General features: G+C 65.7%; 19 protein-coding genes and 1 pseudogene. 9 read left to right on the top strand and 11 right to left on the bottom strand.

What is annotated here, in order from left to right:
* Positions 1 to 16 precede the first annotated feature (16 nt).
* Positions 17 to 628 (bottom strand): TetR family transcriptional regulator, encoded by a 612-nt coding sequence (locus EDF53_RS12050; protein WP_123293792.1) that lies wholly within the window; start codon positions 626 to 628, stop codon positions 17 to 19.
* Positions 629 to 739: 111 nt separating this feature from the next.
* Here EDF53_RS12050 and EDF53_RS12045 point away from each other — a divergent pair, with 111 nt between their 5' ends.
* Complete coding sequence (locus tag EDF53_RS12045; RefSeq protein WP_123293791.1) at positions 740 to 1,597, top strand: enoyl-CoA hydratase/isomerase family protein; 858 nt, start codon at positions 740 to 742, stop codon at positions 1,595 to 1,597.
* Positions 1,598 to 1,655: 58 nt separating this feature from the next.
* Here the strand turns inward: EDF53_RS12045 and EDF53_RS12040 are convergent, their stop codons facing one another.
* The 4 genes from EDF53_RS12040 to EDF53_RS12025 all read right to left on the bottom strand — a co-directional run bounded on the left by EDF53_RS12040 (position 1,656) and on the right by EDF53_RS12025 (position 6,614).
* Positions 1,656 to 2,429, bottom strand: a complete 774-nt coding sequence (locus tag EDF53_RS12040; RefSeq protein WP_123293790.1) for a GntR family transcriptional regulator — start codon at positions 2,427 to 2,429, stop codon at positions 1,656 to 1,658.
* A gap of 119 nt (positions 2,430 to 2,548) precedes the next feature.
* A complete protein-coding gene (locus EDF53_RS12035) occupies positions 2,549 to 4,057 on the bottom strand; it encodes an FGGY family carbohydrate kinase (RefSeq protein WP_243648831.1) in 1,509 nt (502 codons plus the stop codon).
* The gene (locus EDF53_RS12030) at positions 4,054 to 5,499 is read right to left on the bottom strand and encodes an L-fuculokinase (RefSeq protein WP_123293788.1); all 1,446 of its coding nucleotides are present in this window, start codon (positions 5,497 to 5,499) and stop codon (positions 4,054 to 4,056) included. Before EDF53_RS12030 ends, EDF53_RS12035 begins: the two co-directional genes overlap by 4 nt.
* A gap of 41 nt (positions 5,500 to 5,540) precedes the next feature.
* A complete protein-coding gene (locus tag EDF53_RS12025) occupies positions 5,541 to 6,614 on the bottom strand; it encodes a class II fructose-bisphosphate aldolase (protein WP_260215523.1) in 1,074 nt (357 codons plus the stop codon).
* Between the two features lie 33 nt (positions 6,615 to 6,647).
* On the opposite strand from EDF53_RS12025, the pseudogene EDF53_RS19835 reads away from it, so the two are divergent.
* Together EDF53_RS19835 and EDF53_RS19665 are read left to right on the top strand one after the other, a co-directional pair.
* Positions 6,648 to 7,304: pseudogene (locus tag EDF53_RS19835) on the top strand (FGGY family carbohydrate kinase); the annotation flags it as partial.
* Positions 7,305 to 8,000: a hypothetical protein gene (locus EDF53_RS19665; RefSeq protein ID WP_260215521.1), complete on the top strand. Its 696-nt coding sequence runs from the start codon at positions 7,305 to 7,307 to the stop codon at positions 7,998 to 8,000. It abuts the pseudogene before it with no gap.
* 10 nt (positions 8,001 to 8,010) lie between these two features.
* On the opposite strand, the gene EDF53_RS12015 is transcribed toward EDF53_RS19665, so the two are convergent.
* Positions 8,011 to 9,327, bottom strand: a complete 1,317-nt coding sequence (locus EDF53_RS12015; protein ID WP_123293785.1) for an MFS transporter — start codon at positions 9,325 to 9,327, stop codon at positions 8,011 to 8,013.
* Between the two features lie 104 nt (positions 9,328 to 9,431).
* Positions 9,432 to 10,445, bottom strand: coding sequence for a class II fructose-bisphosphatase (glpX, locus tag EDF53_RS12010; RefSeq protein WP_395861609.1), 1,014 nt, complete (start codon positions 10,443 to 10,445; stop codon positions 9,432 to 9,434).
* A gap of 174 nt (positions 10,446 to 10,619) precedes the next feature.
* Here glpX and EDF53_RS12005 point away from each other — a divergent pair, with 174 nt between their 5' ends.
* Positions 10,620 to 11,615: an alcohol dehydrogenase catalytic domain-containing protein gene (locus tag EDF53_RS12005; RefSeq protein ID WP_123293784.1), complete on the top strand. Its 996-nt coding sequence runs from the start codon at positions 10,620 to 10,622 to the stop codon at positions 11,613 to 11,615.
* A 26-nt stretch (positions 11,616 to 11,641) separates the two neighbouring features.
* Positions 11,642 to 13,003, top strand: coding sequence for an MFS transporter (locus tag EDF53_RS12000; protein WP_123293783.1), 1,362 nt, complete (start codon positions 11,642 to 11,644; stop codon positions 13,001 to 13,003).
* Positions 13,004 to 13,114: 111 nt separating this feature from the next.
* On the opposite strand, the gene lpdA is transcribed toward EDF53_RS12000, so the two are convergent.
* Both lpdA and EDF53_RS11990 read right to left on the bottom strand, forming a co-directional pair.
* A complete protein-coding gene (gene lpdA, locus EDF53_RS11995; protein ID WP_123293782.1) occupies positions 13,115 to 14,515 on the bottom strand; it encodes a dihydrolipoyl dehydrogenase in 1,401 nt (466 codons plus the stop codon).
* A 23-nt stretch (positions 14,516 to 14,538) separates the two neighbouring features.
* On the bottom strand, positions 14,539 to 15,159 hold the full coding sequence (locus EDF53_RS11990) for a TetR/AcrR family transcriptional regulator (protein WP_173169689.1): 621 nt from the start codon (positions 15,157 to 15,159) through the stop codon (positions 14,539 to 14,541).
* Between the two features lie 133 nt (positions 15,160 to 15,292).
* Between EDF53_RS11990 and EDF53_RS11985 the strand changes: the two genes are divergently transcribed.
* The 3 genes from EDF53_RS11985 to EDF53_RS11975 are packed head-to-tail and all read left to right on the top strand — an operon-like array spanning position 15,293 to position 18,054.
* A complete protein-coding gene (locus EDF53_RS11985; RefSeq protein ID WP_185021020.1) occupies positions 15,293 to 16,093 on the top strand; it encodes an alpha/beta fold hydrolase in 801 nt (266 codons plus the stop codon).
* A gap of 47 nt (positions 16,094 to 16,140) precedes the next feature.
* Positions 16,141 to 17,136: an NADP-dependent oxidoreductase gene (locus EDF53_RS11980; protein WP_123293858.1), complete on the top strand. Its 996-nt coding sequence runs from the start codon at positions 16,141 to 16,143 to the stop codon at positions 17,134 to 17,136.
* A 60-nt stretch (positions 17,137 to 17,196) separates the two neighbouring features.
* Entirely contained in the window at positions 17,197 to 18,054 is an 858-nt protein-coding gene (locus EDF53_RS11975) for an alpha/beta fold hydrolase (RefSeq protein ID WP_123293779.1), read from the top strand.
* Positions 18,055 to 18,091: 37 nt separating this feature from the next.
* On the opposite strand, the gene EDF53_RS11970 is transcribed toward EDF53_RS11975, so the two are convergent.
* Positions 18,092 to 18,802, bottom strand: a complete 711-nt coding sequence (locus EDF53_RS11970) for an SDR family oxidoreductase (protein WP_123293778.1) — start codon at positions 18,800 to 18,802, stop codon at positions 18,092 to 18,094.
* Positions 18,803 to 18,829: 27 nt separating this feature from the next.
* Positions 18,830 to 19,045 (bottom strand): hypothetical protein, encoded by a 216-nt coding sequence (locus EDF53_RS19660; protein ID WP_260215560.1) that lies wholly within the window; start codon positions 19,043 to 19,045, stop codon positions 18,830 to 18,832.
* Positions 19,046 to 19,433: 388 nt separating this feature from the next.
* Here EDF53_RS19660 and EDF53_RS11960 point away from each other — a divergent pair, with 388 nt between their 5' ends.
* Positions 19,434 to 20,039: a TetR/AcrR family transcriptional regulator gene (locus tag EDF53_RS11960; RefSeq protein WP_123293777.1), complete on the top strand. Its 606-nt coding sequence runs from the start codon at positions 19,434 to 19,436 to the stop codon at positions 20,037 to 20,039.
* Positions 20,040 to 20,058 lie beyond the last annotated feature (19 nt).

The raw sequence follows: 20,058 nt of genomic DNA, 5'->3' as shown, positions 1-20,058 counted from the left end.
GGTTCACCGTTGGACGTCAAGTGTCTGTGCTCGGACGGCCGAGGCCACCCGATCGCGTCAGCGCAGCGAACGCAGCGTCTGTCAGCTCATCCAGCGGCGAGATGCCGTTGTCCTCGACCCAACCGTCGTAGGCCACCATCAGGCAGCCGACAGCAGCCATCACTCGCGTGCGCACCGCGATGATCGGCGTCCCGACCCGGGGCTCGCGTTTGAGCAGGAGGTCAACGAGTTCTGGGCGCCAAGTCGCCTGCTTCTCGTGAAGGCGTGCCCAGAGCGCGGGGGTGGACCAGACGAGCCGGATCCTGTCGAGGCCGTCCGCCGCATCTTGCAGCAGATCCACTGCCGGAGCAACCGCGGCGCGGAGCGCCGACCAGGCGTCCTCGGTCAACGGCTGGGTAGCGAGAACCGCGGCCATCTGGTCGCCAACGGTGTCGAAGACGTGCAAGACCACGTCCTCTTTGCTGCCGAAGTAGCGCAAGAAGGTGCTGCGTGAGACACCTGCTTCTCTCGCGAGGTCGTCGAAGGTGATGGCGTCGAAACCCGACTCGAGGAATTTCCGCAGACCGACGGCACCGAGTTCGTTGCGAACGGCGGCACGCCCGATCGCTCGCGTACTGGTCCCGTGCATCCGACCATCCTACGAGCCTTGACTTCAGTTGCAGGTACGAATTCTTGTGTCTACAGTGACACTCAGTGTCAAACAAGGCGCTGATGTTCACGCGATACGGAGAGAACACCCATGACCTACGACCTGCCCGCCCTGCACATCTCGGTAGCTGATGGGGTCGCCCATGTCACCATCGACAATCCCCCCTTGAACCTCTCTGACGGGACTCTCCTACCATCGCTGCGCCGGTTCGTCTCGCAGGTGCGTGGCGACGAAGCCGTCCGCGTGATCGTCTTCGACAGCGCTGATCCCGACATCTTCGTGGCGCACGGCGACACTCGGTTCATCACAGAACCCGAGGTGATGGCAGCCGCCGGCGCGGCAACGATGGCGGCGAATCCGGATGCGGAGTTTCCTGCGGACATGAACCTCATGCAAGTTGTCCACGAGGAAGTGCGCTCTCTCCCTCAGATCACGATCGGGAAGCTGACCGGCCTCGCCCGCGGCGGTGGCAACGAATTCCTCATGGCGTTGGACATGCGCTTTGCCGCCATCGGTAAAGCCGGTCAAGCCCAGCCCGAGGTGCTCATGGGCATCATGGCCGGTGGCGGAGGGACGCAGTACTTGACCTCGCTCGTCGGCAGGGCTCGTTCCCTCGAGATCCTCCTCGGCGCCCAGCTCGTCGATGCCGAACTCGCCGAGCGCTACGGGCTGGTGAACCGGGCTCTGCCGGCGGACGAGATCGATGAGTACGTCGGTTCACTGGCACGTCGGATCGGTGAGCTGAGGCCCGAAGTCGTCTTCGCCGTCAAGGAGGCGGTGAACACGGTTCCGAGCGGAGTGACGCGAGGAGGCCTCGCAACGGAGAATGCGCTTCTCGGTCCGTTGTTCACCGCCGACGCGGCAGAGCTTGCTCACCGGCTCCTCGACGCCGGCATGCAGACCCGTGCCGGCGAACTCCGCCTCGAGGCACTGATCAGCGAGATCTGACGGCTTGGGCGCCGGCTTCTCCATGCGAGACCGGCGCCCAGCAGTCACCGTTCACAGCTCAATGGCCGGGGATGTCGACCGAGCTGACGTTCACCTCGAGCGGGACGACGTCGGTTCGCACCCATGTCTCGTACACGTCGAAGCGTTCTTCGTTCTTCGTCCAGGACGTGGATTGCACGCAGATGACCGGCTCGCCGCGCACGACTTCCAGAGCTTCAGCGACTTCAGCAGTCGCGGCCCGCGCACGGATCGTGCGGTGCGCGCCGCGGAGTGGGTAGCCGGCACGCGTCAGCAGCTCGGAGAGGGACCCAGTTCCGTTGAGCACGGCTTCCGAATCGCCGACGAACGGGGCGACGCTTGGCGGACTGTAGTTGACGCTGTACACGGCAGGGACACCGTCCAGGTGGCGAAGGCGGACGAGTTCGAATCCCTCGACTCCGACCGCGACTTCGAGCAAGGCGGCGACGAAGTCCGGCAGCTTCGCTCTCCCCGATCGCAGGACGGTGGTGGTCACGGCGCGGTTCTGTCGTCCGACCGCGTTCTCAAGGAACCCTTCGGTGTTCTGGATCATCCATCCACGGTCGGACGACGGCCGCGACGCGAAGACACCTCGATTCGGGACACGCTGGGCTAGTCCTCGACTCTCAAGGAGCTGCAGGGCCTGCCGGACGGTCGCGCGGGCGATTCCGTACTCAGCGGAGAGGTCCAGTTCGCTCGGCAAACGGTCCCCCACAGCGATCGCCCCGGTCTCCACGCGGACCTGGAGCACATCAGCGAGCTGTTCGTAGTACGGCACAGGCGACTGCCGGTCAATGGCCTGTTGCTCGCTCATCCTGGCTCTCCTCGCATCGCACCCGGGGCGGCATGACACCACCACGTAGACGGTATGACCATCTCATACGGACAACCCGTACAGCCACCGCACGGTGCTCCGCTCCCGACCGATCTCAGCTATTGGACTGCAGGTTGCGAGGATCGCGCCGCCGTCTTCTCGAAGTACCCCATCGCCACCTTCGCAGCGTCATGCTGCTGCGAGATCTGCGTTTCGGTTCGCAGCGGGGCGAGTTCGTCGCCGTTCGTCGACCAGACCGGGAACGCCCCTTGCAGCGCAGCAAGCGCCTGCATCGCCGCCCCCTTGGCGACGTACTCCTCGGGATCGGGGACGACAACAGGTACGTCGACCATCTGCGTCAGGATGTGCTGAACCGCCTCACTTTGCGCAGCACCACCGATGAGGACGACGCGTTCCGTGACGATGCCGCACCGCTCCAACGCTTCAAGCATCTCGACCTGGCTCGCAAGGGTTCCTTCGATGATGGCCCGCGCGAAGTTCGGACGGTTGAAGTTGGTCAGGGACGCTTGATGCAGTGAGGCTCTCGCGTGGGGCAGATCCGGAGTCCGCTCTCCTTCGAAGTACGGCAACAGGGTCAGACCGTTCGCACCTGCCGGGGCAGAGAGCGCAAGGTCCGAGAGTTCGTCGAACGAGCAGCCGAGCAGTGCGGCGCCGAGTTCGAAGTTCCGGCCGGCGTTCAGGGTCGCAACGAGCGGTTGGAACTTGCCAGTGGCGTCCGCGTAGTTGCAGACGTATCCGGCGTAGTCGTGGATCGGCGTTTCGGACTGCGTGTAGACGACCCCGGAGGTTCCGAGAGAGAGCACGGTGTCGCCGGCGCTGACGTCGAGCGCGAGGGCTGCGGCTCCGTTGTCACCGCTGCCAGCGCCCACGACGATTCCTGCGGGGATGCCGGGGATACCTCCACCGGTCACACCGGCGCGGTCGAGCGGTCCGAGGATCTTCGGAAGGGTCACGGTCTTGCCGAACGCATGCTCGACGAGGTCCATGCAGTACTCACCGGTCTCCGGCGACCAGTACGCGGTTGCCGCGGCGTCCGATCGGTCGGTGACGAGAGCATCCAGGCCGCCGTGCCCGCTTCCGTACCCCAGGAGGCGCCAGGTGAGCCAGTCGGGGACGATCGCCACCGCGGCAGTTCGCTCGGCTGCCGCCGGGTCCGTGTCTCGCAGCCAGCGGAGCTTCACGACGGTGTCCGAGAGCGTGAGCGGCAGGCCCGTTCGGCGGATCCACGTGTCTCGACCGAGTTCCTCGTTCAGGCTGACCATCTGGCCGTGGGAACCGGTGTCGTTCCAGAGCGGTGAATCGCAGACGACCTCGCCGTCCTCGTCGAGGAAGACCGGAGTGTGCTGTTGACCGCTCACCGCGATCGCTTGCACGTCTTCGAGTCCGCCTGCACGCTCAACCGCTGTGAGCAGCGCCTGCCACCACCGATCCGGGTGGACGATCGTGCCGGACGGGTGTGACGCCTTCCCTTCCCGCACACGGTTGCCGGTCGCGGCGTCTCGAACAGTGACCTTGCACATCTGCGTGGATGAGTCGATTCCTGCGATCAGCATCGTCGACCTCCTTTGGGTTACGGAAGTTGTCTCAGACGGTTCGAACAGCCTCATGCGGGGAGACCCTTGAGGTAGTCCCACTGGGGCTGGATCGTTGCTCGCCATTGAGCGAGTGCCTCGCGTCGAGCCGTGTCGACGTCCACATCTTCCGGATCGCTGTCCTGCCAACTGAGCCGCTGGTCGGAGGCGAGGGCTTGCGCGCCGCGGGAGACGACCTCCGGGAATCGGGAGGCTGTGAGCGGTGTGCCGAGGAGGTCCGCCTTCAGCTGCTGCCAGAGCGGGTTCCCGCCTGCGGGCCCGATCACCTTCACGCGGCTCGCCGTGACTGGGAAGAGGTCGAGCACGTCGGAGAACTGCAGTGCCATCCCGAGGAAGCAGCCCAGGATGAGTTCGTTGGCGGTCGTGTCGGTCTGCAGCCCGGCTATCGCGCCGCGTGTTCGAGCGTTCTTCGTCGGCGGGGGGCTCCCGCGGAACTGCGGGAGGATCACGGGCAAGCGGTCGAGCGCCACGTCGCCGGCGACGTACTCCTGGTGGATGCCGGAGATGCTGTCAGCGAGTTCCGATGCGGAACGACCGAGCAGTCCCTGCAACGTCGCGAACGCCGAGCCACCAGTCGGGATCGAGGCGAACAGCGTGTAGTCGGACCCGGTGCAAGAGATTCCGTTCGCGAGCATCGCGCGTCCTGCTGCCGGACCGAGAGTCGGTGCGTCGGTCAGGAACAGCAAGCCCTCGGTCGTCCCGGTCGAATTCAGCAGCTCGTTGTGTTCAAGGTCGGCGCCGACGGCACCGACCATGTGATCGTGGCCAGCGACGTGGACCATGACAGAGGTGTCCAGTCTGAGCTCCGCGGCCCGAACGGGCGAGAGCGTCGTGCCTTCGGAAGCGGTGCGGAGGTCGGGGAACCGGCTGACGTCCAGATCGAAGAAGTCGCACATCTCGGCCGACCACGTCCTGGCCGCGAGATCGAGCGCCATCGTCCTGCTGGCGAGGGAGAACTCCGACCATCGTTCGCCGGTCAGTTCGGCCGCTACGAACTCCGCCACGTTCAACCACTGCGCATCAGCAGCCCCCGAGCCAGCGTTGTCCACGGCCCACGCCACTTTCGAGATGCCGTAGTTCGGGTTCACCGGGAGTCCAGTGATCGCGTACACGCGATCGCGGCTGAAGACATCGAAGTCCTCGAGCCAGTCCGCTCCACGGTGGTCGTGCCAGAGGATCATCGGCGATGCCAACGACCCATCGGGGCGGACCAGCCCGCCGGACTCTCCCACACCGGCGATCGCGATGCGACGCACCGAACGTCGTGCCGCATCGTCGAGGCCGCGGACGAAGTCGGCGATCTGCTGCAGCAGCGCCTCCACCTGGTAGACCTCTCCCCAAGCGTCCCGGGTCGTCGGCGTCGGGTGCTTCGTCGAGACGACGACGCCGCCCAGGTCGTCGAACAGGCACAGCTTGATGCTGGTCGTGCCGATGTCGACCGTGATGGTAGGGAGCACGGGGTGAGGTCCTTCGGTTCGGCGCTGAACGCGGTGACAGGTCAGGCGACGGATGGGTTCAGCGTGCGGATACGCTTCTCGACTACGTGGGTGATGGCGGCGACCGCGTCCGTGGAGACTCGGATGAGCGACGCCTCCTTCGGGTTGGCGTTGTAGGCCTCGCCGAACGAGCGGATCATCGCGTTCCGGAGATCGCTGGCAACGTTGACCTTCACGACGTTGTACTCGTGTAGCTGCGCGAGCTGCTCATCGGGCAGTCCGGAACCGCCGTGGATGACGAGCGGGACCGGGCTGGCGTCGCGGACGGCGGCGAGCAGCTCGAAGTCGATCGCGGCGTTCGGGACGTACCCGTGCTGGTTCCCGACCGATACCGCGAGCATGTCGCACCCGGTCGCGGCGACGAACTCGGCGGCCTGCTGGGGGTCGGTGTGTGCCGCGAACTCGGGAGCGACGTCGTCCTCCTTGCCGCCGATGCTGCCGAGCTCTGCTTCGAGAGCGAGCGACGACGGCGTCAGCTCTCGTGCGATCTTCGAGACGCGCACGTTCTCGTCGTAGTCGTACTCGGAGTAGTCGATCATGATCGAGGTGAAGTCCGCCGCAAGCGCATCCCTCACAGCATCGAGCGACTTCCCGTGGTCGAGGTGCAGCGCCACCGGGACGTCGCACTCTGCCAACCGGCGGCTGACCATGTCGTAGATGTACTCGAACCCTGACAGCGCCGCGTTGGTCGGAGCGACCTGGATGAACGTCGGAACGCCGACCTTCTCGATCGCTGCGACGATCCCCATCGTCGTTTCGATGTTCGTGGTGTTGAACGCGCCGGCGACGAGCCCGCGTGAAGTGCACTCGTTGATGACGTCGATACCGCTGACAAGAGGCAAGAGGGTTCCTTTCGGCCTGCACCGACGGCGTCGCGACGTGCAAGTCGCCGTGTTTTCGGAGCGCTTCGGTGGTCTCGGCGGCTTCCAAGGGGCGCACGCGGCGGCGCGGATGATTGCGTCATCGCGTCGCTGCGACGGAGATCCGTCTCGGCCGAACCGCCTGGGTTCCCGTCCATGGTAGGTAGGTTGGTACAGATTGTCTAGTCCATATGTACAGTCCAGCGAATTGTCCACATCGGGCTGTTGCGGTCCCGCTCATGGGACAGAATGACGCTCGTGAAGCGCGCACACCGGGGTCCGATCGTCTGCGGGGTCGACATCGGCAGTACCAACACGAAGGTCGTCGGTCTGGGTGCTGACAGTCGAGTCGTCAGCCGAGCCCAGCGACAGACCCCGCGCGACGACACCGATCTGTCCATCGACGCGCAGCAATTGCTTCGGCTCATCGAGGACATGCTCCTCGAGGTCTGCGGGACAGAGTTCGCCGTTCATGCGGTCTGCGCCGTCGGTGTCGGCGAGGACGGCATCCCCGTCGACGCACAACTGCGCCCAACGGCGTCGGCGCTCGCCTGGTTCGATCCACGACGAGCCAGGCTGTTCACCGCCGTCGCCCCGCAGCTCGCTGCAGCTGACGGAGTCGGCGTCGGCGACGATGCCGCAAGAACGCTCGTCGGTTGGCTCTGGGCCCGTGAGCAAGGACAGCTCGAATCCGCAGCAGGCTGGGTATCACTCACTGACTACGCAGCCAGCGCTTGGTCCGGCACCGCCTTCATGAGCGACTCGATCGCGGCGCGGACCGCAGCCTGGGACGGAAGAACTCGCTCATGGGTGCTGGCGCGAGTGGAGAGCACGCTGCGGGATCCGACGCTCCTGCCGAAGGTCCTCACCGCAGGTGAGGCCGTCGGACCGATCCTGTCGAGGCGCTTGGACGAGGCCGGAGTGCTTGCCCCAGGCGCACTCGCGATCGCTGGCGGCCACGACCATCCGATCGGCGGGTGGGCAGTGGACCGGCTAGACCAAGGAGCAGTACTCGACTCCATGGGAACCGCGGAAGTCGTCGTGGCGCAGGCGCCGGAGCAGGTGAACCGAACCACAGGAGTCGACGTCGCGCCCGGGATCCGGAACACCGGCACCTCACTCCTGTCGGTCGAGGAGTTCACCCGGAACGTCGAATGGGCGTCGCTCGACCCAGAGGTTGCGTCGGAACTGCGACTCATTGCGAGCGGTCGAAGGAAGCCGGACGGGTATGTGGACTCGGACGTGTTCGTCGCGGGCGATCGCGGCGGAGGCCGACCGAAGTACTCCGTCGGAGCTCCCGCGAAGGCGACATCGAGGGCGGCGGCAGTACTCGGCGCCCTCGCGCGGGTCGGCGCCGATGCGATCGACGAAGTCACCGCGCTGATGCCCGCACCAGGGCACGTGTACGTGGCCGGTGGATGGTCACGGGCGCCCGGCTGGCTCGCGATCAAGGAACAGGTCAGCGGACGGCGGATGCAGATCGTGCACGAGCCGGAAGTCGCAGCCGTCGGCGCAGCGATGCTCGCGGCGGCCGCGCTGGACTGGGTAGTCGACGCCGATACCGTGATGCGCGCCGACACCAGCCACGAGAGCGCCCGGTGATGCCCCGTCCCTAGGGCAGGTCACCGTGCCTGTCCGCAGCCGCGATCCGGAGGTTGCGGGGATCTTCCTCGCTTCGGAGCGCGAGACACAGCAGCGCCCCGACGACGTACATAGCCACGAAGGTGCCGATGAGGATGGGAACGTTTGCTGCTCCGCCGAGGACACCGACAAGGACCGGGCCGATGAACGCCGAGAGGCCTGCCGCGAGCGTGTACACAGCGAGCGCGCTCCCGCGATCTTCCGCCGGGACGAACGAGGGGACCAAGGCCGTGAGAGGTACGAAGCCGGCCAGACCGATTCCGAGAATCGCCCAGCACAGGACGGTGAGCCAGAAGTTCGGGCCAACCAGCACCGGCACGATGTACAGCGAGGCGGCCCCGACCGCGCTCATGACACACCCGAACCAAAGCACTGTGCGTTGCCACCCAAACCGGTCGCCGAGGACTCCGAAGAAGAGGTTGGCGAAGATGTTCGCCGTGTAGACGATCGTCACGATCTGCAGGTACTGAGACTGCGTGAAACCGATCTGTTCAGTGAAGAAGAACGGCGCGACGACGAAGAGCGCGAAGTTCGGCGCCGTGTTGATGAGCCGTACGAGTGCTCCGACACTGACCCGTGGCTGACGCCAGATGATCGTGAGTCCCTTGGCAAGCTCAGCGATCGCGCTGTCGCCGTTGCGCGCGGGTCCGGCGTGCTGTCGGTCTCGGACGCCGAGGATGGCGGTGAGTGCCCCGAGGACCACGAGGCCCGTCGCAAGCCAGAAGGTGCCGACTTCACCGATGACCGGAATCGTCCAACTGGCCAGCAGCGATCCGAGCGTTGGCAGTCCAGCTCCGAATACGAACCAGAACCAGCCCACGGAGCTTCCGCGCTGCTCCGGTCGGGTCGCGGTGTTGATCCACACCAGGAACGCGTAGGCAAAGAACGGGTACCCGATGCCGCGAATCGAGTACGCGACGACGGCTACCCAGCGCACGTCAGCACCGACGCCGACGGTCAGGAACAGCGCCTCGAAGACGACCCAAGTCGCGGCGCCGATGATCATCACCTTGCGGGGGCCCAGGACAGAGGAGAGGGTGCCAGAAAGCCACGATCCGACGGTGACGAAGATGCCGTAGGCGCTGATCGTCACCGCGGCAGCGGACTCGCTGAAGCCTTCTGTGTCCACGAGAAACGGCGACAGGTAGTTCGACTCGACTCCGTCCCCGATCATGAACAGCAGGACGCCGAGGAACCCGAGCGCGAGTGGGGCGGGCAGGCCGAGCCGGTCGAGCAGCCCTCGACCCGTCGGCACTGCGGCGCTGGCGGTCATGGACTCGTTGGTCATCGCGCGTTCTCCTTCGAACGGATGTGGGGTGGGGGCCGCGCCGGACACCACGGAGGCGCGCCCCCCGACGAGTCACGGTTGATCGGACTCGCCAGTATTGAGAGCTAGAACCACTTCTCCGCACGGTGGTCCGCCTGGATGCGGCGGATGGTGTTCGAGCGCGACCGCAGCACGAGCGAGTCGGTGTGGATGACGCCGCGCGAGCGACGGACACCGTCGACCAGGACGCCGTCGGTGACGCCGGTGGCGACGAAGAACGTGTTGTCACCCGTGACCAGGTCGTCCTGGTCGAGGACCTTGTCCAGGTCGTGGCCGGCGGCGATGGCGCGCTCGCGCTCCTCGTCGTCCTTCGGCTGCAGCTTGCCGAGGATCACGCCGCCGAGCGCCTTGATCGCGCACGCCGTGATGATGCCCTCGGGGGTGCCGCCGACGCCGACGCACATGTCGATCGTCGAGCCGGGCAGGGCGGCGGCGATGCCACCGGCGACGTCACCGTCGAGCAGCAGTCGCGTGCCGGCACCGGTCGCACGGATCGCGCGGATCAGCTCGTCGTGACGGGGACGGTCGAGCACGGCCACGACCATGTCCTCGAGGTCCTTGCCCTTGGCCTTCGCCAGCGCGCGGATGTTCTCACCGATCGGCTTCTCGAGGTCCAGGACCCCGCGGCCCTCGGGGCCGGCGGCGATCTTGTCCATGTAGAACACGGCGGAGGGGTCGTACATCGAACCGCGGTCCGAGACGGCCATGACGGAGATGGCGTTCTGGCGGCCGGCGGCGGTGAGCGAGGTGCCGTCGATCGGGTCGACCGCGATGTCGCAGGCCGGGCCGTGTCCGTTGCCGACGTGCTCGCCGTTGTAGAGCATCGGGGCGTTGTCCTTCTCGCCCTCACCGATGACGACGACGCCGTCGAAGTTCACGGTGCCGAGGAACTTGCGCATCGCGTCGACCGCGGCGCCGTCGGCGAGGTTCTTCTCACCGCGCCCGACCCACGGCTGCGCACGGATCGCGGCGGCCTCCGTCGCACGCACGAGCTCGAGGGCCAGGTTGCGGTCGGGCTGGAGGAACAGGGAACCGGTCTCCGTAGAGGGCTCGTCAGCGAGTGAAGGCATGGCTCCCATCATGTGACCTGCGACGATTTTTGTCTAGACAGTCCAACGCGTATAGACACAAGCAGCAATCTCGTCGTACTGTGTGTCAGCGGCTCGCCCAACGACGTAGCAGTCTCCGGGAGAACGCCCTGAAACGGCGGGTGCAACGCATCCGCGACGCGACTCCCGAGAGGATCAACGAAGATGCGCGCAGTAGTGCTCGACGGCACAGGCTCGATAGAAATCGCGGACATCCCCGCGCCGACGCCCGGCCCGAACGATGTCGTCATCGCCCCCGAGGCAGTCGGCATCTGCGGTACCGACATCCACCTTGCCTCCGGCGACTACCCCACCGGCACGTTCCCCGTCGTCCCCGGGCACGAGTTCGCCGGTACCGTCACAGCCACTGGTGCTGAGGTCACGAAGTTCGCCATCGGCGACCGCGTGTCGGTCGACCCGAACGTGAACTGTGGCCACTGCGAAGAGTGCCTCGCCGGCGCGACGAACCTGTGCGAGAACTTGGACCCGATCGGCGTGACCGTCAACGGCGCGTGCGCCGAGTTCGTCGCCGTGCCCGAAAAGGTCGTCTTCAAGCTGCCCGAAGGGGTCGATTGGGCAACTGGCGCCCTCATCGAACCACTCGCATGCGTGCTGCACGCGTTCGGGCGCATCAAGCCGATCGAAGGCCAGCGAGTCCTCATCTACGGAGCCGGCTCCATCGGACTGCTCGCTCTCGCGGTTGCGAAGGCGCGTGGCGCGAAGAGCATCGAGATCATCGAACCGAGCCCCGTCCGTCGCGACGCCGCGATCGATTTCGGTGCGGACTCCGCTGGGGCGCCTGGTACGAACTCCGGCGTGCAGGACATCGACCTCGTGATCGAAGCCTCCGGACACCCGGCGGCGGTCTCCGACGCTCTGACCCGACTGGCGAAGCGCGGCACGCTCCTGCAGATGGGCGTGGTCAGCCCCACCGCCACCATCGATCTCCGCCCGTACGACCTGTTCGACCGCGAACTCTCCATCGTTGGCTCGCAGTCCCTCGCTACCTCCTACCCCGACGCGGTCACCGAGATCGTCACCCTCGACGACCTCGCCCCCCGCACCGTCACCCACACCTTCGGGCTCGACGACTACGCCGCCGCGCTCGAGGCAGCGAAGTCCGAATCTGCCCGCAAGGTGCATCTCCTCCCGCAGCAGTGACGCTGCCCTCACGGAAGAAACCCGCCATGTCCACCACGCACATCCGTACCAGCGGCCCGGCCTCGACCGGCTTCATCGACCGACTCGGACTTCCCCGCCCGCTCGTCTGGGGCTTCGTCGGCCTGCTCCTCTTCATGATCGGCGACGGCGTCGAATCGGGCTACATCGCGCCGTTCCTCGCGAACAACGGCGCGGGCACCGAGACGAACGCCGCCATCATCATCTCCGTGTACGGCGCCGTCGTCACCATCGGCTCTTGGTTGTCCGGAGCCTTGTCCGACGTCTGGGGCCCCCGACGCGTGATGATCATCGGCGCCGTCACGTGGGCCGCACTCGAGGTGCTCTTCCTCGCCGTGGCACTCCCCACCCAGAACTACTGGCTGATGCTGGTCATCTACGGCCTCCGCGGTATCGGCTACCCGTTCTTCGCCTACGGATTCCTCGTCTGGGTCCTCGCGGGCAGTCCCGCACACCGGCTCGGATCGGCAGTGGGCTGGTTCTACTTCGCCTTCACCGGCGGCCTTCCCACGCTCGGATCCCTGCTCGCGAGCGGTACCGAGCCGCTCATCGGCGAGTACCTGACCCTCTGGATCTCGTTGGTCCTGGTGGCGCTCGGGGCCGTCGTCTCGCTCGTCGGACTGCGGGGCGCCAAGGGAGGGAACCGACTCGCCCGACCAGAGGTCACCACGGGACGCAGCATCGTGAACTCCGTCGCCATCGCCTTCACCAGCCCGCGTGTCGGCCTCGGCTGCCTCGTGCGGATCGTGAACACCGCGCCGCAGTTCGGTCTGTTCGTCTTCTTCCCGACGATCTTCGCGAAGGACCTCGGCTTCGGAACCGCCGGCTGGCTGCAGCTGGTCTTCGTCCTCGGGGCGGCGAACATCTTTGCGAACCTGTTCTTCGGAGTGCTCTCCGACCGGCTTGGGTGGCACCGCACGCTGCGGTGGTTCGGCTGCATCGGGTCGGCGGTCGCGGTCCTCGCGTTCTACTTCATCCCACAGGCCACCGACGAGTACTGGGTGTCCGTGCTGTGCGCTGCGTTCTTCGGTGTGACGTTGGCCGGCTTCACACCGATCTCCGTGCTCATGTCCCTCATGGCACCGGGGCAGAAGGGCAACTCCATTGCAGTGCTCAACCTGGGTGCCGGCGCTGCGACGTTCGTCGGACCGCTGATCGTTGCGATCTTCCTCGCACCGCTCGGAGCTGGCGGTGTGACGATCATCTTCGCCGCGCTCTACGTCCTCGCTGGCATCTCCGTTCGTTGGCTGCGCGTCCCGGAGGAGTCCGCGAAGGTCGTTGCCACCGGCGGCACGCTGCAGGACCTCGCCGAAGATCCTGAGATGGTCGCTGGCACGCCGGCTCCGGGAACGCCGGAGCAGCTGAAGTAACGACTTCTCGGCCGCACCGTTCGGCGGCCGGGAGCTACGAGGGTGGACGCGATCGCGTCCACCCTCGTTTCATGTGCGACCGCGCGCGATGCGACAGGCCACGCAACCGGCTCAGAGGTTGATCATGTGGCCGGTCAGTCCGTGGAACGCTTCTTGGAGCGCTTCTCCGAGTGTCGGGTGGGTGTGCACGTTGCGGGCAAGCTCCGCGGCCGTGAGGTCCCACTTCTGCGCGAGCGTGAGTTCGGGCAGCAACTCTGCGACGTCGGCACCGATCATGTGTGCGCCGAGGAGTTCGCCGTGGGCGGCGTCGGCGATGAGTTTCACGAACCCGCTCGGCTCGCCGAGGCCCTGCGCTTTCCCGTTCGCGGTGAAGGGGAACTTTGCGACGATGATCTCGTGGCCGTCGTCGCGAGCTTGCTGTTCAGTGAGGCCGAAGGATGCGACCTGCGGCTGCGTGAAGGTGGCGCGCGGCATCATCCGGTAATCGCCGAGCGGCAGGGTCTCCGCGCCAGCGATCGTCTCTGCTGCGACGATGCCTTGCGCCTCCGCGACATGGGCGAGTTGCAGTTTTGCGGTCACATCGCCGATCGCGTAGATGTGAGGGACGTTCGTTCGCATGAAGTCGTCGATCGCGATCGCGCCGCGTGTGGTGAGCTGTACGCCGGTGGCCTCGAGGCCGAATCCGAGAACGTTCGGGGCGAAGCCGACGGACATCAGCACACGGTCTGCTGTGATCACGTCAGTCGCCCCGGCCGCGTCGACGTAGGAGACGTCGACGCTCCTGCCGGAATCGGTGACGGTGTCGACGCGGGAGGAGGTCAGGATGTCGATGCCGAGCTTCTTGTACTGCCGGGTGATCTCCTTCGACACCTCCGGGTCCTCGTTGGGGAGGGCCCGGTCCAGGAACTCGATGATCGTGACGTCGACGCCGTAGTTGCGGAGCACGTACGCGAACTCCATGCCGATGGCACCGGCGCCGATGACGATCAAAGAAGCGGGCAGCTCGCGCTCGAGGATCTGGGTTTCGTAGGTGACGACGTTGCTGCTCAGTTCGACGCCTGGGAGGCTGCGGACGGTGGATCCCGTGGCGATGATCGCATCGTCGAACGTCACCGTTTCCGCGCCGCCGCCGGTGAGTTGGACGTCGATGGTCTGGGCATCGCGGAACACACCGTATCCGTCGATCTCGGCGATGCCGTTCTTCTTCATCAGGTAGTGCACGCCCTTCACGCGGCCGTTGGCTACGCGCCGGCTGCGATCGAACGCGACGCCGTAGTCGAACTGGACGGTGCCGGAGATGCCGAAGACGTCTGCTTGGCGTGTGACGGTGTGCGCCAGCTCGGCGTTGCGCAGCAGCGCCTTCGAGGGGATGCAGCCCACGTTCAGGCACACCCCTCCCCAGTAACGGCTCTCGATGACGCCGACCTGCATACCGAGTTGCGCGGCGCGGATCGCGGCCACGTAGCCCCCTGGTCCAGCTCCGAGGATGACGAGGTCGTAGTGAGTGCTCATGGTGCCCTTCCTTCCGGGTTCGCTTACGCGGCGGTTTTCGCTGCGGTGGTACAAGGCAGGCAGGCGTCGACCTGACTGCGGATGTCGGCAAGGACCTCGTCGAGGGAACGCTGCGCGAAGACCGTGGCGGTGGTGCTGACGTGCACGATCGCGGTGACGACGCGAGCAAGCACTTCCGCGTCCTCAGCGGGTACACCACTGCCTTCGAGACGGCGCGCGACGCCCGCCTCCAAACGGCCGGAGAGCATCAGGCCGGTGCGCCGGTGGGGCTCGTCGGGATCTCCGAAGACAAGCTCGTGGAGGTACGTACGGCCGTTCTCAACCTGCTCGCGGACGCACTGCACAACGGGCATCAGCACCGCCATCACACGACACGTCTGCCCCACAGGCTCGGGCGCAGCGAGGCCCTGCTCTACGGCGTCTGCAAACTTGTCGTTCTGCACCATGATCAACAGTTCCGCCTTCGTCGCCGCGTAGAGGTACAAGGTGCCGATCGCTACGTCGGCGCGATCCGCGACCTGCTGCGTCGTCACACCGCTCACGCCACGCTCCGCGAACATCTCACGCGCCGCCCGCATGATGCGGTCGCGCTTGTCGGTCTTGGCCCGTTCGCGCCGCCCTACTGATTTCTCTTGTAGTGCCACAACATCTCCTTGACAAGATAACTGAGTTGACTCAAACTTGAGTCTACTCGGGGTTTCCGACGTTTCGAAAGGTCGAGAGGACTCATCCATGAGGCTCAGTAAGGGGCCCTGGCGCGATGTACCGACGAGAACCATGGCAGCAGCCGGGACACAGTTCGCGGTTCGTGAGTACGGAGCGCACTCGGAAGTCCCGCTCGTACTCCTGACGCATCTCGGTGCGAATCTGGACAGCTGGGATCCTGCCGTCGTGGATGCTCTGGCGCTGGACCGTCGTCTCATCGCCATCGACTACCGCGGCGTCGGCGCATCCGCCGGAGTGGTAGCGGACACCTTCGACGCTATGGCTGCCGATGTGATCGCTGTGCTCGGGGCACTCGAGTACGAACGGATCGATCTGTTTGGGTTGTCGATGGGCGGCATGGTCGCTCAGGCCCTGCTCGGCCAAGCACCCGAGCTGGTCGAGCGGGTGGTCCTTGCTGGCACGGGACCGCAGCACGGCCCGGGGCTGAAGGCGATGACCGGGGTCGCGATCCGTAGCACCGTACGGGCCGCGTTGACGCGCCGGGACCCGAAGCAGCTGCTGTTCTTCACCCGCAGTGCCGCTGGCCGCGCCGCTGCTTCCGCGTATCTCCGGCGGCTGACCGAGCGGAACAGGAACAGGGACAGTTCCGTCACGCCAGCGGTATTCCGGGCGCAACTTCGCGCCGTGAACCGTTGGGGGGACGCGGCAGCGCCGTCGGCGCCGTTGTGGTCCTCCCCAACACTGCTGATCCACGGCGAAGAAGACCGGATGGTCCCCGTCGTCAACGCACACGCCTTGCACGCACTCCTGCCGGACAGCTCCTTGGCCACCTTTCCGGACTCTGGACACGGTGTGGTGTTTCAACACTCCACGGCCGTCACCGACACCATCCGTCAGTTCCTTACCCGCTGACCGCCCGTTCGTATTCATCGCCCCTACCGACAGAGATGGAAGACATCATGCAGGCGTTCGTCCTGACCAAGTACAAGCAGCCCCTTGAACTCCGAGACATCCCCGAGCCCACCGTCGGCGAACGCGACGTCCTCGTCACGGTCGAAGCCGCAGGGCTCAATCAGCTCGACGAGAAGATCCGGGAGGGCGAGTTCAAGCCGATCCTGCCCTACAAGCTACCGACCACTCTCGGCCACGACGTCGCAGGGACTGTGATCCGGGTAGGAGGCAAGGTCAGCCATTTCAAGCCGGGCGATCAGGTGTACTCACGCCCGAGGGACCACCGCATCGGCGCGTTCGCCGAACGTATCGCCATCGACGAAGCCGACCTCGCACTCACGCCGACGACGATCACCACGATCGAGGCCGGATCGTTGCCGCTCGTCGCGCTGACCGCATGGCAGGCACTCGTGGAGCGCGGCAACGTCCAGCCCGGGCAGAAAGTCCTCATCCACGCCGGTTCTGGCGGTGTGGGCACAATTGCCATCCAGCTCGCGAAGCACCTCGGTGCCCACGTCGCCACGACGGCCTCTGCAGCCAACGCCGATTTCGTCCGCCAACTCGGCGCCGATGTGGTCATCGACTACCGCAGCCACGACTTCGAACAGGAACTCTCCGGCTACGACTTCGTCCTCGACAGTCTCGGCGGCGAAAATCTCGCCAAGTCGCTTCGCGTTCTCAAGCCCGGTGGGAAGGCCGTCAGTATCAACGGTGCGCCCGATCCTGCGTTCGCGAAGGAAGCCCACCTGAATCCGGTCGTGAAGCTCGTCGTCGCTGGGCTGAGCCGCAAGGTGCGCGCCCAGGCAGTGAAGCTCGGCGTGACGTACGAGTTCCTGTTCATGCGAGCCGACGGTGCGCAGCTGCAGAAGATGACCGACCTCTTCGAGCGCGGGATCATCCGCCCTGTCGTCGGCGCGACATTCCCGTTCGAACAGATTCCGGCTGCACTGTCGTCGCTCGGGAAGACGAGTATCCGCGGCAAGGCCGTCGTCACACTCTCTTAGCCAGCATCCGACATCGAGACCGCACTCTCTCTTGATCCCAACGAAGAAAGCCCCGTCGTCATGAGCACTCCGACCGAACCCGTGATCACCTCGTACGCGAACGCGCCCGCGAAGACCATCACCACCGGCGGCGACACGTTCGCCTACCGGGAGCTTGGACCCGAGGGCGGCATTCCGGTGGTGTTCTTCACCCACCTTGCTGCGACCCTGGACAACTGGGACCCACGGCTCGTCGACCCGATCGCCAAGCAGCGCCACGTGATCACCTTCGATCAGCTCGGAGTCGGCGCCTCCAGTGGCGCCGTCCCAGCCACCCTCGAACAGGCAGCGGACGACGCCTATGCGTTCATCACCGCCCTCGGCTACGACAAGATCGACGTCTTCTCCTTCTCCATGGGAGGCATGATCGCGCAGGATCTGACTGTCAAGCATCCATCCCTGGTCCGCAAACTCGTTCTCACCGGGACCGGCCCGCGCGGCGGCAAGGACATGGACAAGGTCGTCGGGGCCACCTACTACGACATCCTTCGCGCCGCCCTCACCCGGTCCGATCCGAAGGAGTTCCTGTTCTTCAACCGAGACGTCCCCGGCAAGAAGGCCGGCAAGGCGTTCGTGGAACGGCTCAAGGAGCGCACGGTTGACCGCGACAAGAAGATCAACAACAAGGCGTTCGGCACCCAGTTGAAGGCGATCCAGCGGTTCGGGCGCTCACAGCCGTCGGATCTGTCCGTGATCATGCAGCCGACCCTCATCGCCAACGGTGACCACGACCGCATGGTGCCATCCGTGCTGTCGACTGATCTGCGGAACCGGATCGCGAACAGTGAGCTGATCATCTACCCCAACTCCGGTCACGGCGGCATCTTCCAGTACTGGGAGGAGTTCGCCCCTGTCGCGGTGAAGTTCCTCACTGACTGAGCCCACCTCGGATGGGCGGCAGTGCCGCCCTTCCGTCTCAGGCGAAGGGCGGCAGCTCTGGGTAGAGCGCTTCGATGGGGCCTGCAAGAGCTGCCTTCACCTTCGCGGTCTGCTCGTCACCGATCACCTCGACAGCTCCAGCCTGCAACGCGTCGAACACCTGCCGGACGAGATCGCCGGGTTGCAGCTTCTGCCCCTGCGCCTGCGCCGCCATGGCGGTGTCCACATAGCTCATGTGCACCCCGATGACGTGCACGCCTCGTGGTGCGAGTTCGAGGCGCAAGGCGTTCGTGGCGGCCCAGAGAGCGGCTTTCGCGGCACTGTACGCGCCGCCATATCCAAGCCAGCTGCCGATGGAGTGCACGTCGATCAGGATCGGGTGCGCTGCCTTCAGCAGCGCTGGGGTGAATGCGCGGGCGAGCAGGACCGGGGCGAAGAAGTTGATCTCCATTGTGGTCCGCAGTTCGGACTCGGCAATGTCGATCAAGCTGGCCGTCGAGGGGCTGGCACCGGCGTTGTTGACCAGGACCGTGACGTCGGTGGCGAAATCAGCCGCAGCCTGAATGGAGGTCGGGTCGGTGACATCGAGTTGCAGTGCGACGATGCGCTCATCATCCCAGGCGCGCGGGGTGCGCGCGGTGGCGTACACCTTCGCCGCACCCCGGGCCAGGGCTTCGGCGACGAAGTGGGTGCCGATGCCACCGTTCGCGCCCGTCACGAGGACGACGGCGCCGTTGAGTGAGGTCATGGAGGCTGCTTTCAATAGTGCGCAGGGTCAGCTGCGGGTGAGCGCGGGGTGGTCGGTGTAGCCGTGGGCGCCGCCGGAGTAGATCGTTCCGGGGTCACCCGCTTCGATTGCGGACGGGATGATCGGCTGACGGTGATGCGGGGTGTTTTCCAGGTGCGACGTGCATTCGACGTGCATCAGCTGGGTGAACAGGTGCCCGGCACCGCAGTGCACCCGTTCGGTCACGCGGCGCCACCCTGCGATGCGCTCCGGCGTGAAGATACCGGGGGTGTCGAGATACCCCTGCCCATCTGTAGAGGGTTATGTTCCCTCGGTGATGAGCAGCTCGAGCGAGGCGCGCTGGCTGTAGTACTCGGCGGCTAGGGCACCCGGGGTCCCATCGATATTTGCGCGGCTTCTCGTCATCAGGGTGCGAGCGAGCCAGTGCACCAGCTCGATGCGGCCGAGAGTGAAGAGGTGTCAGGGGCGGAGGGTGCGGGCATAAGCGGACTCATCTCGAGGGGTCGACGACGACGGGGAGGGGTCTCCTCGGTGCCTGTGGGAAAGTAGGGCGGTAGGATCTCTTCCCATGCCACTTACTGACTCTGCTCAGCACTGAGCGTAGTCGTCTTCTACTCCCGGAGGGTCGCTCGTGACTGTGCCATCGACAGGAGCCGGCCGGCGCGAACGCAACAAGCAGGACAAGCTCGCTCGCATCACCGCGGCCGCGTCGGCTCTGTTTGCCGAGCGCGGCGTCGATGAGGTGACGACGCAGCAGATCGCTGATGCGGCGGACATCGGCACCGGCACGCTCTTCCTTTACGCGAAGACGAAGGGCGAACTGTTGCTGATGGTGCAGAACCACCACTACAAGGCTGCGCTCGAGCGCGGCACGCGACTCGCCGCGGAATCAGACACCGCGCTCGATGCGGTGATGGCAATCACCGCACCCATTATCGAGTGCAACCGTGCCCAGTTCGATAATGGACGGACGTACCTTCGCGAAATGGCATTTGGGGATCACACGGAAGAGAACCACGCCGCGGCGCTCGCAATCGTCGGTGACACGGAGATTGCGGTCAGCAGCCAGCTCAAGCGGTTTGCTGTCACCCCCGAGGCGGAAGCAATGAATCTTGCCCGCGTGGTGTCGGCGGTTCTGTTTCTGACGATGGCTACTTCGCCGAAGACGCAAACGGTGTCCGAGATAATGGCCGCAACTGAGCAGCAGCTTCGGGCCGCGATACGCCCGCGAAGATAGCGACCCTCCAATGTCGCCG

Source organism: Curtobacterium sp. PhB78 (assembly GCF_003751685.1).
Lineage (GTDB): Bacteria > Actinomycetota > Actinomycetes > Actinomycetales > Microbacteriaceae > Curtobacterium.
The sequence above is the reverse complement of the archived record's forward strand: the minus strand, read 5'-3'. Positions and strand labels throughout refer to the sequence as shown.

Bases quoted from the DNA above. Each gene is read 5' to 3' on its own strand.
- lpdA (WP_123293782.1), bottom strand. From the start codon at position 14,515: ATGAGCACTCACTACGACCTCGTCATCCTCGGAGCTGGACCAGGGGGC.
- EDF53_RS12035 (WP_243648831.1), bottom strand. From the start codon at position 4,057: ATGAGGCTGTTCGAACCGTCTGAGACAACTTCCGTAACCCAAAGGAGG.
- EDF53_RS11985 (WP_185021020.1), top strand. From the start codon at position 15,293: ATGGCAGCAGCCGGGACACAGTTCGCGGTTCGTGAGTACGGAGCGCAC.
- EDF53_RS11980 (WP_123293858.1), top strand. From the start codon at position 16,141: ATGCAGGCGTTCGTCCTGACCAAGTACAAGCAGCCCCTTGAACTCCGA.
- EDF53_RS12040 (WP_123293790.1), bottom strand. From the start codon at position 2,429: ATGAGCGAGCAACAGGCCATTGACCGGCAGTCGCCTGTGCCGTACTAC.
- EDF53_RS12050 (WP_123293792.1), bottom strand. From the start codon at position 628: ATGCACGGGACCAGTACGCGAGCGATCGGGCGTGCCGCCGTTCGCAAC.
- glpX (WP_395861609.1), bottom strand. From the start codon at position 10,445: ATGGGAGCCATGCCTTCACTCGCTGACGAGCCCTCTACGGAGACCGGT.
- EDF53_RS12015 (WP_123293785.1), bottom strand. From the start codon at position 9,327: ATGACCAACGAGTCCATGACCGCCAGCGCCGCAGTGCCGACGGGTCGA.
- EDF53_RS12000 (WP_123293783.1), top strand. From the start codon at position 11,642: ATGTCCACCACGCACATCCGTACCAGCGGCCCGGCCTCGACCGGCTTC.
- EDF53_RS12005 (WP_123293784.1), top strand. From the start codon at position 10,620: ATGCGCGCAGTAGTGCTCGACGGCACAGGCTCGATAGAAATCGCGGAC.
- EDF53_RS12045 (WP_123293791.1), top strand. From the start codon at position 740: ATGACCTACGACCTGCCCGCCCTGCACATCTCGGTAGCTGATGGGGTC.
- EDF53_RS11975 (WP_123293779.1), top strand. From the start codon at position 17,197: ATGAGCACTCCGACCGAACCCGTGATCACCTCGTACGCGAACGCGCCC.
- EDF53_RS11970 (WP_123293778.1), bottom strand. From the start codon at position 18,802: ATGACCTCACTCAACGGCGCCGTCGTCCTCGTGACGGGCGCGAACGGT.